This window comes from Yersinia fenwicki (assembly GCF_043099325.1).
Classification (GTDB): Bacteria; Pseudomonadota; Gammaproteobacteria; order Enterobacterales; family Enterobacteriaceae; genus Yersinia.
The window spans coordinates 1,195,553-1,209,231 of sequence record NZ_CP170755.1 but is presented as its reverse complement, the minus strand read 5'-3'; the positions used below and the strand labels follow the sequence as shown (position 1 = coordinate 1,209,231).

Here is a 13,679-nt window from a genome sequence, read left to right as displayed (position 1 = left end):
CCCCTGAATATCAGGAGCCGCTTTGAACCCTTCCTCTTTGAAGTTGCAGCGGTGTTACATACTGCAACGCCAGTGGCTTGGGTATTAACCTGTCAGACAGGCATTTTAAATAAGGATTAACGGGTGAACGCGTATACCGTGCCGCCTCTTGCCTGCACCAGCAACTTATCGCTGGCAACCACAGGTGCACTCAGGAAACCGGAGCTATCTACGCTCTGCTGAGCAACAAAACGACCATCAGTGGTATTCACCCAGTGCAGATAACCTTCAGCATCACCTACAACCAGATAACCATTATACAGCACAGGAGCCGTCAAGTTACGATGTAATAAATCGCTTTGACTCCAAAGGGTTACACCACCATCAGCCTTCAATGCAACAATGCGATCATTCTGGTCGACTAAATAAATATTGCCGCCATCAACAATGATATCATTGACTGAACCCATTTCACGCTTCCACAGAATCTGACCAGAGCGCAGATCCAGTGCAGTCAGGTTGCCGTTGTATGCCAAAGCATAAACAACCCCATCTACAACGACTGGTGTAGTATCAACATCATTCAGGCGGTCAATTTCAGTAGTTCCAGTCACTTGGGAAATACGCTGTTGCCAGATCAACTGACCTTGCTCCAGCATCACTGCGCTCACGCGACCATTGTCGCCACCGACAAGTGCAGCACCAAATGCAACTGTTGGTGCTGATTCACCACGTAGAGACAATGCTGGTGTATCCAGATTTAATGTCCACTTAATGGCACCATCAGATTCATTCAACGCTTGCAACATGCCATTCGAGGTGTGAATCAGTACCACACCATCACTAACTACAGGGCGGGACAAGGCTTCGCCAGCGACTACCGTCTGCCAGGCCACCTTTCCATCGTCAGAGTTCAACGCATAAACCACGGCTTTCTCACTACCGACGTACACATGAGCACCTGAAGCTGTTACGCCACCAGATAACATCGCGGAACGGTTACTGGAAAGGAAGTTGGTTTTCTCAGACAGATCGGTTTGCCAAATTTGTTTGCCCGTATCAGCTTCCATCGCTTTCACCAGACCTTTACGGTCAGCGGCAAAGACAGAAGTTCCCTGCCAAGCTGGGCGCAGATGTGAGTAATAATCACCGACACCACCACCCACAGAAGTACTCCACACTTTTGTCGGCGTGAATTGATTCTCAACTTTTGGTAGTGGCGACATGGTAACCACATCTTCTTCACTGTTAAACAGTGAACAACCACTCAATAGGGCAACAGATACCAGTCCTACTAAGAGTGTTTTACGCAATTGCATGGGAAGTACCCCTTAGCTGGACAAATTATTCAATTTCATGCGCAGTAAAGCTTGTAGCGCCTGAGAAGCATTTGATTCGACACCTTTACTGTAAGCTGCGCGTGCACCCGCGGTATCACCTTTGCTTAATAATGCATCGCCACGAACATCTTGTGCCATCGCAGTCCAGCCGTCGCCTTGCACTGCATCCAGTGTTTTCAATGCTTCATCTGGTTTTTTCAATTGCAGTTGCAAACGAGCAAGACGCAGATTAATCAACGACAGCAGGTTTTCATCTTTTGTCTGGCCCAATGCTTGGGTAAGTTGCTGTGCGGCTTTATCAAATTCGTTTTGCTCAACAAAGTGGTGAGCCAGCTCTAACCCGGCAAGTACGCCGTAGTTACTTTTATTGCTCTGAACAAATTTTTCAGCGACAGCAACACCATCAGCGCTGTTGGCTGACAAAGCATCACTGGCTTGCTGATAGGCAGAGGAGGCTTCCGTCAAGACAGTATTTTGATGACTCTGCCAGTAACGCCAACCCACTAATGCACCAATCCCGAGCACCACACCCACGGCCAGCGCTTTACCATTCTCACTAAAGAAACGGCGCACTGCATCAACCTGGTCATTTTCAGTGGTATAGACTTCCACGGTGTCTCTCTCCTTAACCCAACATCAAAGCCAGACGCGCAGCAACATCCGCTTGCGCCAGCGTTTCTTGTTCACCATTCCGCAAATCTTTTACAACCACTTGCTGTGTCGCCACTTCGCTTTCGCCAAGTATTAGTGCCACACGCGCCCCCCACTTATCAGCGCGGGTAATTTGCTTTTTGAAATTGCCACCGCCGTAGTTAGTCATTAACTTTAAGGTCGGTAAAACATCACGCACACGTTCCGCCAGCTGCATCGCAGCACTTTGCGTTCCCTCACCTGATGAGATGAAATACACATCAACGGTCGCGGGTACTTTGAACTCTGGGTTGACAGCCTGCACCAACAGAACCAAACGCTCAAGCCCCATCGCAAAACCAACAGCAGGTGTTGAACGACCACCCAACTGTTCAACCAAACCGTCGTAACGCCCACCGGCACAGACTGTGCCTTGTGCGCCCAGACTGTTGGTTACCCACTCAAATACCGTACGGTTGTAATAATCCAAACCACGAACTAAACGCTCATTTACGGTATATGGGATACTGGCTTGGTCTAAAAGTTCACACAGACCGGCAAAATGTTGTTTTGATTCATCATCCAGATAATCAGACAGCTTAGGTGCATCGTTAAGCAATTGTTGAACATCTGGGTTCTTAGAATCCAGCACTCGTAACGGGTTGCTGTACATGCGGCGCTTACAATCTTCATCCAACACATCAACATGTTGTTCAAGAAAAGTCACTAGCGCTTCACGATAGTCAGCGCGCGCATCCAATGAGCCAATGGAGTTCAATTCAAGCTGCACATGCTCTGATATCCCTAACGCACGCCACCAGCGAGCTGTCAGTAGAATCAATTCTGCATCAATATCAGGCCCTTGTAGGCCGAAAACTTCCGCGCCTAACTGGTGGAATTGACGGTAACGCCCCTTTTGTGGGCGCTCATAGCGAAACATGGGGCCGATATACCACAGACGCTGTTCCTGATTGTACAGCAGACCATGTTCAATGCCTGCGCGCACGCACCCTGCGGTACCTTCCGGTCGCAGAGTCAGACTTTCGCCATTGCGATCGTCAAAGGTATACATCTCTTTCTCAACCACGTCGGTGACTTCACCGATAGCGCGTTTGAATAACGGGGTCTGCTCTACAATCGGCATGCGGATTTCGCTGTAACCATAGCCTGCGAGCACTTGCTTCAAAATGCCTTCAATTCGCTGCCATATTGCCGTATCGGCTGGCAGGTAGTCGTTCATACCACGGATGGCTTGAATGTTCTTTGCCACGTCTGTTCTCTATAGTTTTATACCCAGTTTACATGATGTTGCAGCGGTGTCGGCAGCAACGCCACTAACATTGGGCATAGTGCAAAAAATAAAGCCGATTATAGAGGCTTGCCGCCCACATATTCAATGGCGACAATTTGTTACCTCTACAGACTCATTCTAAAGCGGGCCATGCCCGCTTTCTGTATTCAACGATAACGAATGATCGTGCTACTTATTTTTCTTCCAGCATATTGATAACTATTCGATTACTTGCATCAAGCATCGATGCTTTTGCACGAATTTTAGCTTCCAACTGGTCGATCATCTTTTCATTATCAAAACGTTCTTTCTGACGAACACCATCTTCGTAGAAACCACTTTTGTTATGGGCGCCAGTCACACCGATAGTCGAGACTAATGCCTCACCAGGCCCATTGACCACACAGCCAATGATAGAAACATCCATCGGAGTAATCAGATCTTCTAACCGCTGTTCCAATGCATTGACAGTACCAATAACATCAAACTCTTGGCGGGAACAGGTTGGACAGGCAATAAAGTTGATCCCGCGAGAACGGATCCGCAGCGATTTAAGGATATCAAAGCCAACTTTAACTTCTTCTACCGGATCCGCAGCTAACGAGATACGTAGCGTATCGCCGATACCTTCTGACAACAGCAGGCCTAATCCAATTGCCGATTTTACGGAGCCACTACGCGCGCCACCGGCTTCAGTTATCCCTAAGTGCAAGGGATTATTAATTTGCTTGGCCAGCAGACGATAGGAGTTTACAGCCAAGAAAACATCGGAGGCTTTAACACTGACTTTAAACTGATCAAAATTGAGGCGATCAAGGATATCGACATGGCGCATCGCAGATTCAAGCAGGGCTTCCGGCGTAGGTTCGCCATACTTTTCCTGTATATCTTTTTCCAGCGACCCACCATTGATACCAATTCGAATAGGGATATTGTGGTGACGGGCACAATCAACCACAGAACGAATACGTTCTTCTGAACCGATGTTTCCAGGATTAATTCGCAGGCAATCAACGCCATACTCCGCAACTTTTAGCGCAATACGGTAATCGAAATGGATATCAGCAACCAACGGGACATTTGACTGCTGCTTGATTAACTTAAAGGCCTCAGCTGCATCCATGGTCGGTACTGAAACTCGCACGATGTCTACGCCAACACGTTCCAGTGCCTTAATTTGGGCAACAGTCGCATCAACATCGGTGGTTTTGGTATTGGTCATCGATTGCACTGCAATCGGCGCACCATCACCAATAGGTACTTTACCGACGTAAATCCGGGTCGATTTACGGCGGATAATAGAGGATTCATTATGCATTACACACTCTCCTTTACAGTCGTGTAGTTTTCGCAACGCAGTAGTCTTTCAAAACCATTATCTTCCACAAGACAATGGCCATTGCTCAGAACCACGGAGTTGTTTGTCAAAAACACAATATTACTCTACACCGACAGTCAGGCGGGCTACGCGATTAGCCTTAATAAACTTACTCAAATCTACTGGATTACCCTGATACGTAATCGTTAATGCACCTGGAGCACCAATGGTCAGCTTATAGGGAGCTTTCCCTGATAGATTGAGAGTCGCGCCCCCTTTTTGGATACCACTAAATAATGTTTTTCCAGTTGCATCAACAACCTGCAACCAACAATCAGCAGTAAAATTCATGACCAATGAGCCGACAGATGACGCGGTGCCTGTTACCCCAGCTTCTGCTGTAGGCAGAGGCGATTGCGTAGAAGAAACATTAGGCAAAGGCGCCTGACTTGGAGAAACAACCGCAGACTCCGCTGAAGTTGTTCCTTGAGGTGCTATTGTGTTGACAGGGCCGTTTGCCGAATCCACGGGTACTGCACTGCTCGTCGTAGGTGCAGTACCATTTTCTGTTGGTGTAGGCGGCTGGCTATTTACGATCGAAGCTTGACTATCTACCGGGTTCACAGGATCGCTATTATCATCAGATAGCGGCACAGATTGCCCGCCATTTTGCGACAGTTGAGCAGAAGACTGATCAGCCATAGTGACTATTTCTGCTTGCTGCGCCTGATGATTTTGCCACCACCATGCCCCTGTCAGACCGAGCACAACCAACACAATAAGCCAGGTGAAACTCATCAACCAGCCATCACGTTTTTTATGCTTTTTGCCCAATGAAAAACTTTGCATCGGGGCAACTTTTGCCGCTCTGATCGGCGCTTGTTTTGCCAACATAGGCAACAGTTCATCTTCTGGAAGGTGAACCAGTTTAGCGTAAGAACGAATGTAGCCACGGTGGAATGTCGAGGCGAGATTAGCTTGTGCTTTATCCTCCTCAATATCACGGATTGTGGATACTTTCAGACACAGACGTTCTGCAACCATCTGCTGAGTGAGCCCTAGTGCTTCGCGGGCTTGACGCAGGCGCACACCTGTCGTCTCTGGAACAGTTTGATCTTGGGAGGCTTCAGTATTCATTAGCTAGAAAATGCTGGTACTGTTTGGATTGTGGAAAACTTCGCGCAAGCTGCTTGCCATAGCGTTGAACACTATCTTGACGGCCTGCTAGCGCGGCGAAACGAATTTGTAACCATAAACTTTCAGCACTGGCTGGAAGTACATGTTGATAAACATCCAGTAATAGTTGCGCTTGAGCGCGATTCCCTTCTCCAAAGTGCCTTTGAGCTTCTGCAAGCAGCGGCTCACCTTTGTCCGGATCATACTTCAATGCCCGACTCAAGAGTACGCGAGCCTGGTCATTTTGATTAGCCCGTAAAAAGCAATATCCAGCGTTTTCCAGACTATCTGCAACCTGACCGTAATCAGGCGACAATACAGCTGCGCTAAACTGTTGTTGGGCCGGTACATACTGCCCTAAACTACACAGAAACGCACCGTAATTATTCAGTACAGTGCCATTTCCTGGTGCCAGTTTCATCGCTTGCTGATAGCGCTGCTCTGCCGCATCGTTTTCGCCGATGCGTTGCTCATAAAAAGCCATACCCAATTGAGCACGATAATCCTGTGGATCTGCCGCTACAGCCTTCTCAAGATTCTGCCGCGCAGCAGTAAGATCACCTTGCGCCAGATATTCTAAACCTAGTTGTAAACGTGTCTGCCCTGCGGCGGATTGGTTCACTTTTTCCGGCGATGAACCAGAACAGCCCGCCAATGCAGTCGCTATCAGGCAAACTCTCCACAGTTTTATCAGCTTCATGCTTGCTCAGTTGTCCTTATTTGTGAAGATACCCGTCTTCTTGCAAGCTACAGGCACGTTAGTTACCGCACTTACCCGAATCAGGTACTTATGTTATTCCCATTAATGACTTTTGAATAACCTTTTTAATATCGATTATCTAACAAATTATAATTTGAATAACAAACAGTTATGCCCAAACTAATGGCATTGTGAATCAGACTGTTTTAATGGCGATAGGTTCACCGGCCATTTTCTTTTTCAAGCTGCGCTTGGTGCGGTCAATCACCTCACCGGCCAATTGACCACATGCTGCATCAATGTCATCACCACGTGTCTTACGGACGATAGTGGTAAATCCGTATTCCATCAATACCTTAGAAAAACGATCCACCCGGCTGTTTGAGCTACGGCCATAAGGTGCTCCTGGGAACGGGTTCCATGGGATCAAGTTAATCTTACACGGAGTGTCTTTTAAACATTCCGCCAACTGATGAGCTTGCTCAGTGCTGTCATTGATGTGATCCAGCATAACGTATTCAACGGTAACCCGCCCACCATTGGCATTAGATTTCGCCAAATAACGGCGAACAGCGGCCAGGAAGGTTTCAATGTTGTATTTACGGTTAATAGGCACGATTTCATCGCGGATATCATCCGTCGGCGCATGCAATGAGATAGCTAAGGCAACATCAATCATATCGCCCAGTTTATCTAGTGCTGGCACCACACCAGAAGTCGACAATGTCACACGGCGTTTGGATAAACCGAAACCAAAGTCGTCCATCATGATATCCATCGCGGGTACCACATTATTCAAGTTCAACAGCGGTTCACCCATGCCCATCATCACCACGTTGGTGATAGGACGGGTGCCGGTTGATTTTAATGAACCGATAATCTTGGCCGCACGCCATACCTGACCGATAATTTCAGAGACTCGCAAGTTACGGTTAAAACCTTGCTGTGCCGTTGAACAGAATTTACATTCTAACGCGCAGCCGACCTGAGAGGACACACACAGGGTCGCGCGGTCACCCTCAGGGATATACACCGTTTCGACTTGCTGATCGCCAACTTTGATGGCCCATTTAATGGTGCCATCAGTGGAGCGCTGTTCTTGTGCCACTTCAGGTGCACGGATTTCAGCTACGCGCTGTAATTTGGCACGCAACCCTTTATTAATGTCGGTCATTTGCTCGAAATCATCGTAGCAATAGTGATACATCCACTTCATGACCTGATCTGCACGGAAAGGCTTCTCGCCCATCTCGGCAAAAAATTCGCGCATTTGCTGACGATTTAAATCAAGTAGATTGATTTTGCTGGTTGCTGGTGCTGCGGTTGCAACCGCGTTGTCAGGCTGAGGGGCTGCATCAATTGGCATTGATGCAGTTAATAATTGTTCAGACATGAGTTGTCGTGGCCTCGTTGTTACACTTTACGGCGCTGCGCTTTAAACCGGGTACGGCTTTCGAAACGGCGATGAATAAATAATAGAACGCCCCGGCAGAGATGTCTCCACCGGGGCGCAGCATTGTACAAATTTTAAAGCATGGATTCCATGATTGGAAAGGCGTACAGGCAACTTTATTGTTTCAGCTGATTAAACAAGCCAATCTAATTCACAAAATCAATTAATTAACGGGAGCAAATTTCATTTTCGCTGAAGAAATAAGCGATTTCACGCTGAGCTGATTCCACTGCATCAGAACCGTGTACCGCATTCGCAGTGAAACTGTCGGCGAAATCTGCACGCAAAGTGCCTGCCAGTGCGTTGTCTGGATTAGTTGCACCCATGATATCACGATGACGTTGAACGGCATTTTCGCCTTCCAGAACCTGAATCATGACCGGGCCTGAAGTCATAAACTCGACCAAACCATCAAAGAATGGGCGGTCTTTATGTTCAGCGTAAAAACCTTCAGCTTGTTCTTTGGTCAGATGCAGCATTTTTGCAGCAATAATTTTGAAACCAGCACTTTCAAAACGCGCATAAATAGCACCAATGTTATTTTTGGCAATAGCATTCGGTTTGATAATGGAAAAAGTACGTTCTACAGCCATGATAACCTCTATTGGGATTTCTAATATTGACCGGACTTGGAACCCGCCGCGTAAAGTGCTTTTTGGCTCGCGGGCAGTTCCTTTACTACAAAATTATGCCGACCCTGTACAGTGGCCGCCGATTATATGTGGGTGTTTGGCCCTTGCATACGGGAATCACAACATTTTATTAAAAAATATTTATCTTTATTCCTCACTTTTATGCACAAATCACACTTTGCATAAGAATCTTCTGGGTCCCGCTCTCATCAGTACTTGGTTATTAAAAAAACCTCGATATCAAAGTTCATTAATATATTGAAAACCCAACTTTTTCTTCACAATTGCGGATGGCTGGCTAATGACCTCCGATACCAATGTCCGTTTTCCTTTCATGGCCACATGCTCGGCCAATGCCCGCATTGCTGCCGTACCCGCCCCGCGAATAACACCGTTGGCAGTAGGATGAAGCACATCATCTGGCCGGGTTAACGATCCTGCAACCCCGACATCAAATTCATTGATATCTACCGCCATCGCTATGCTGACTATCTCACCGGATAAACGAACAATCACATAAATATAATCCTCACGTGGCGTTCTTAACCAACTTTGAGCAACATCACTCACCAAACTGGCGGCACAAATAACGTCATTCATTCCGTGATGCATATTGGGATTGCTTGCCATTTCAGCATTTGCAGTAATATATAAAGACTGCGAGGCTTGGCGATAGCGCTTGCGCCAATCCTCTACCACCGGCACAACATTTTGTCTGGCTGTTTGCGTGGTGGCAGTTTCGCCACTGATTATCTCAATATCAAAATGCAACTCAGGATGTTCAACCCACTCGCCATGATGTTGTCTTCTGGGCACCGTCTCGACAAATTGAAAACTTTGTAGAGCAAGTTCATAGCGCCCCTGGGGCAATGACTGTACCGCCAACGGAGGCAGCGCGTCTGTCTCTGGGTTATTGTGCCGTAAATAATCGCTATAGCTAAGCTGGGAAAAATCGAATGCTGTTTTTAATAGTGCCACATTATCAATATGTTCCGCGACGAAAGTTCGAACATTTTCAACCAGACGTTGGTCTATTTCAGGATCAGATACCGCATAGCCGGTATCCCCTGAATTAACAATGCGCGATATGACCCGGCCAAAATTTTCGGCATTCCAGGTACTAACACTGCTACCAAATAGCAATGTAAAGTCAGTTAAAATATTCAATGTCCAGGTAATACAGGGAGGAATAGCCTGACGGCGCGAACGCAAATGAGGAAGTATTTGGTCTTTCATCGAAACATGACAAGCTAGGGCGGTTGCAGGTAAAATCAATGAGTTACCATTCATATCAGAATTAATGTGAGTCAATATACCCTTAGGATCAGCCGAAAGATCTAGCATCATTTTTTCAAAAGCGAAAGATTCATTATCTTTTATTTTGGGTAGTGCTTTGGATGTACCAGATACTTGCAATATTTTATTATCAGTACTACTAAAAAAATCCCGCGCATCACTAATAAAATGGTCTACCTGATTACAACCCCCTTGAATAATATAATTATATAAGTTAAACAAAGGGTCCAACCAACAGATTTCTTTCCCTATAAAACTGCGCTCTATTCTATGGTGTTCTTTTTCAACTGTCAGGACTATTTTATCTATTATGACTGGTTGCTTACTATTCTCATTATGGATAAAAAACTGGACATTGGTATCATCTACATCAAATAAATAGCCCAATACAGGATAAATACTTATCACTTGATCACTAGAGGACTCAATAAGTTGAAATTCAAAATATCCACCACTAAATTTAGATAACAGGGATAATGTATTACTATGACCACTTAATTCAAAGACAGTAGCTTTACTACTGCGCTCATGAATAAATAAAATCTCCTTACCCTTTATTTTAAAAATTCCGCCACCGGATATACCTATAGAGTGATTATCTTCATTGGTTATATACAGACTAATCAACACTTGTTTTGAACCTATTCTTTTATCATCCCAATAGTGTCCAAAAGCATATTGTACAGGAACAAGCATGCTATCTTTAATGACACAGTATTTATCACAGAGAAAGTGTTCAAACTGAGAGACCCTCATACTAGTAATATTATTATTCATCCCTATATTTTCGAGGTTTAATTCAGACTGGCTCTCTGTTAGAGTAAAATAAACGCCACTATAGCTATCATCTTCATAGATAGTAGCTTGAGTATCTTTAGGTAGTAGAATAGAGCTTACTTTATCATTGAGAGGGTTTAATATATGCGTTCGTCGACCATGAGTCTCATTATATAAATCAATACGTTCATTACCTGAGATACAAATCGAATCACCAGTAAAATCATCATAGTCATAAAAGCAAGCGGCACTTCTGACCTTAAAGGAACTGATTGAATTATTTAAGCTTGCCCAGCGGCGTGAGAATTCTAAATCAACACTTTCTTTAAATGTTAAGTTTTCGCCTGAAAAATCGATATCTTTAAATACGGTCACTATCATCCCTGGGGGAATATAAATAGATGATACTCTATCATTCCATTCCGTTCGAAGATCACTTCCCGCCTGACCTTGAGAAGCACAAAAAGACTTCCCTTGATAACCTTCATCAGCAAAAAAACAAACTTTAGGCTGCTCAGCGAAAACATCAATAGTTGATATTATTAAAATTAATACTATAAAGGAAATTTTATAAATCATCTTATTACTCTCCAGCGATGCTCTATAATATGCTGGAGTTAATTTATCTAACAAATCAAAATTATAATATTACTTTATTTATCACAGAAAATTAATTAATAATGGAATATAAAAGCAAGTAATAGGTTATCAGCAATTAATTTAATACCTATATTCATTCTACGCGAAATAATACATTACTCACTAACCCACTCTCATCTAACACCGTAAGTTGATAACGGCCAGGCATTGATAATGTCTGTATCCATGCTTGATTATTTTCAGTCACTGCCACTTGTTCCCCATTGAGGAACCACCAATGTTGCCCGCCCCCACCTTGGGCTTCCAGGCGAAGATCAAGATGATTTTGGCCAGGCAAACGTTTCACTACCGCACCATCACGGATACCCAAAATAAGCAAAGGAGCCACATCCATGCCTCCCTGTGGCGGGCATTCACTACTTGCCGCAGGCAGCCGATAGCTGCGGCGCTCTGTCATCGGTAACCAAGGTTCGAGTGGCAATGGCCACAATGCTAATACAACCGGCATGGCGCCTTGGCAATCGGCAGCGACTCGCTGTCCTTGTGGATTCAACCAAATAGTGAACTGGCTGCCCTGCGTATTTTCCTGCCCAGGTGCAGTGAGTGTCGGCGGCAGGGTGCCATCCAGAACCCAGCTTTGTCGACGTTGGCGGCAATTAGTGTCTCCGGCCGCCAAAGGTTGACCACCCGGCCAACAGATCTCTTCGCGGCTGACGGACGATGGCCGGGGATCTCTGGGTAATGGGTGATCGGTTTGCTGTAACCTAGTCATCAGCAAGTTATTGACTTGATTGAGGATAGGGATAGCTGTGGCATAACCAAATTGTCCAGCGACCGGAGTACCATCTGGCCGACCGACCCACACACCAATGGTATAGCGTGCATTAATGCCAATCGCCCACGCATCACGGTAACCATAGCTGGTACCGGTTTTCCATGCCAACGGTACCGTGGCGGGTAAAATATCGTCCGGTAGTGGCCGGGCTGCCCCCGCCATAATTCGCCTGGTAATCCATGCCGATCCCGGTGAAAACAAACGCCGTTCCTGTATCTGCTGTTGGGGCTCAAACCGCAACGTTGCCGCCATTCCACCCCGCGCAAAAGCACTGTAGGCCGCGACTAATTGGTCCAGCCGCGAACCTGTACCTCCAAGGATCACTGCCAAACTGGGTTCACTGTGAAGTGGGAAACGTAAGTTCAAACCGCTATTACGTAAGTTAGCGGTAAAACGCTTAGGGCCATAAGCTTCGAGTAATTGTACCGCTGGCAGATTTAAAGAGCGCACCAAAGCTTCGCTGGCACTGACCGGGCCGTGGAAGCCAGTATCAAAGTTACCGGGTCGATAATCGCCAAACCGACGTGGCACATCTTGCAACAATGACTCAGCATGGATCAGGCCATCATCCAATGCCATAGCATACAGGAATGGCTTCAGTGTTGACCCCGGCGAGCGCCAGGCACTGACCATATCCACATGACCGAAGCGGCGATCATCCTGAAAATCGACTGAACCGAGGTAAGCAAGCACATTCATGGTGGTATGGTCTACCACCAGCAATCCCAATGAAGTTTTCTCGGGGAGTTGATGACGCCAACCTGCAGCCATGTCTTCCAGTTGCCGCTGTAAACCTGCATCCACAGTAGTGTTAATCACTTCCCGCTGGTTACCTACGGTTAAGCGCCGAGCGAGCAATGGCGCTAATTGCGGAACCTGGCGCGGTGCCAGCCAGATATCTTCTTGTTTGATATCAGCCACCTGTTCAGCCGACCACACCTGATAATCCGCCAGCCGACTTAGCACTTTATCGCGCGCAGCTTTAGCTCGCAGTGGATAGCGATCCGGGCGCAAGCGGCTCGGTGCCTGGGGCAATGCGGCCAATAATGCGGCTTCTGCCGGCGTTAATTGTGAGGGTGGCTTACCCAGATATGTCCAACTGGCCGCACCAATGCCTTGCAACGTGCCACCGAAAGGGGCGCGGTTAAGGTAGATTTCGAGAATTTTGTCTTTAGAAAAGTGCCATTCCAGCTGAGCCGTTCGCCACACTTGGCGTAACTTGCCCGCTAATGTGCGGGGATGTGGGTCAATCAGGCGGGCAACTTGCATCGAAAGTGTACTGCCACCAGACAGAATCTTTCCTGCGCGCAAATCCTGCCAGGCGGCGCGGGCCAGTGCCATTGGGTTCACTCCGGGATGAGAATAAAACCAGCGGTCTTCAAAGGTCAGCAGCGCTTGCAGGTAATAAGGTGAAACCTCTTTCAACGTCACCGGATAGCGCCAAACTCCGTCAGCATCGGCAAAGCGCCATAGCGGTGTCCCATCCCCAGCGACCACTACCCGCGCAACCTGCACTTCAGTCAGTGGAAGCGGCCAGCGTTTATCCGCCAGCCACAAGATAGCCGGAAACAGCAAGACAATAAACGCCAGCGCCCAGATTTTACGGCGATGTCGGAAAAAGTATGTTTTTAGCATCAAGGATAGATAGCTCC

Annotated in this window: 10 protein-coding genes; all 10 read right to left on the bottom strand. The window is 46.7% G+C overall.

Features of this window, described 5'->3' with window-relative positions; translation table 11 throughout:
• Positions 1 to 116: 116 nt before the first annotated feature.
• The 10 genes from bamB to pbpC all read right to left on the bottom strand — a co-directional run bounded on the left by bamB (position 117) and on the right by pbpC (position 13,662).
• Positions 117 to 1,298 (bottom strand): outer membrane protein assembly factor BamB, encoded by a 1,182-nt coding sequence (gene bamB, locus ACF3VQ_RS05595; RefSeq protein WP_392433740.1) that lies wholly within the window; start codon positions 1,296 to 1,298, stop codon positions 117 to 119.
• A gap of 12 nt (positions 1,299 to 1,310) precedes the next feature.
• On the bottom strand, positions 1,311 to 1,931 hold the full coding sequence (locus ACF3VQ_RS05590) for a YfgM family protein (RefSeq protein WP_392433739.1): 621 nt from the start codon (positions 1,929 to 1,931) through the stop codon (positions 1,311 to 1,313).
• A gap of 13 nt (positions 1,932 to 1,944) precedes the next feature.
• Positions 1,945 to 3,219: a histidine--tRNA ligase gene (hisS, locus tag ACF3VQ_RS05585; protein ID WP_392433738.1), complete on the bottom strand. Its 1,275-nt coding sequence runs from the start codon at positions 3,217 to 3,219 to the stop codon at positions 1,945 to 1,947.
• Between the two features lie 214 nt (positions 3,220 to 3,433).
• Positions 3,434 to 4,558 carry a flavodoxin-dependent (E)-4-hydroxy-3-methylbut-2-enyl-diphosphate synthase gene (gene ispG / locus ACF3VQ_RS05580; RefSeq protein WP_392433737.1) on the bottom strand — a complete coding sequence of 375 codons (1,125 nt, stop codon included), beginning with the start codon at positions 4,556 to 4,558 and terminating at the stop codon, positions 3,434 to 3,436.
• 120 nt (positions 4,559 to 4,678) lie between these two features.
• Positions 4,679 to 5,695 (bottom strand): cytoskeleton protein RodZ, encoded by a 1,017-nt coding sequence (gene rodZ, locus ACF3VQ_RS05575; RefSeq protein WP_392433736.1) that lies wholly within the window; start codon positions 5,693 to 5,695, stop codon positions 4,679 to 4,681.
• Entirely contained in the window at positions 5,685 to 6,434 is a 750-nt protein-coding gene (gene pilW, locus ACF3VQ_RS05570) for a type IV pilus biogenesis/stability protein PilW (RefSeq protein WP_392433735.1), read from the bottom strand. Before pilW ends, rodZ begins: the two co-directional genes overlap by 11 nt.
• Before the next feature lie 196 nt (positions 6,435 to 6,630).
• Positions 6,631 to 7,800 carry a bifunctional tRNA (adenosine(37)-C2)-methyltransferase TrmG/ribosomal RNA large subunit methyltransferase RlmN gene (locus ACF3VQ_RS05565; RefSeq protein ID WP_392435458.1) on the bottom strand — a complete coding sequence of 390 codons (1,170 nt, stop codon included), beginning with the start codon at positions 7,798 to 7,800 and terminating at the stop codon, positions 6,631 to 6,633.
• Positions 7,801 to 8,054: 254 nt separating this feature from the next.
• Entirely contained in the window at positions 8,055 to 8,480 is a 426-nt protein-coding gene (gene ndk / locus ACF3VQ_RS05560; protein ID WP_392433734.1) for a nucleoside-diphosphate kinase, read from the bottom strand.
• Between the two features lie 279 nt (positions 8,481 to 8,759).
• Positions 8,760 to 11,171, bottom strand: coding sequence for a peptidase inhibitor family I36 protein (locus ACF3VQ_RS05555; RefSeq protein WP_392433733.1), 2,412 nt, complete (start codon positions 11,169 to 11,171; stop codon positions 8,760 to 8,762).
• Between the two features lie 154 nt (positions 11,172 to 11,325).
• On the bottom strand, positions 11,326 to 13,662 hold the full coding sequence (gene pbpC / locus ACF3VQ_RS05550; protein ID WP_392433732.1) for a peptidoglycan glycosyltransferase PbpC: 2,337 nt from the start codon (positions 13,660 to 13,662) through the stop codon (positions 11,326 to 11,328).
• Between the last annotated feature and the right edge of the window lie 17 nt (positions 13,663 to 13,679).

Bases quoted from the DNA above. Each gene is read 5' to 3' on its own strand.
- ispG (WP_392433737.1), bottom strand. From the start codon at position 4,558: ATGCATAATGAATCCTCTATTATCCGCCGTAAATCGACCCGGATTTAC.
- ACF3VQ_RS05555 (WP_392433733.1), bottom strand. From the start codon at position 11,171: ATGATTTATAAAATTTCCTTTATAGTATTAATTTTAATAATATCAACT.
- rodZ (WP_392433736.1), bottom strand. From the start codon at position 5,695: ATGAATACTGAAGCCTCCCAAGATCAAACTGTTCCAGAGACGACAGGT.
- pilW (WP_392433735.1), bottom strand. From the start codon at position 6,434: ATGAAGCTGATAAAACTGTGGAGAGTTTGCCTGATAGCGACTGCATTG.
- ndk (WP_392433734.1), bottom strand. From the start codon at position 8,480: ATGGCTGTAGAACGTACTTTTTCCATTATCAAACCGAATGCTATTGCC.
- bamB (WP_392433740.1), bottom strand. From the start codon at position 1,298: ATGCAATTGCGTAAAACACTCTTAGTAGGACTGGTATCTGTTGCCCTA.
- ACF3VQ_RS05565 (WP_392435458.1), bottom strand. From the start codon at position 7,800: ATGCCAATTGATGCAGCCCCTCAGCCTGACAACGCGGTTGCAACCGCA.
- pbpC (WP_392433732.1), bottom strand. From the start codon at position 13,662: ATGCTAAAAACATACTTTTTCCGACATCGCCGTAAAATCTGGGCGCTG.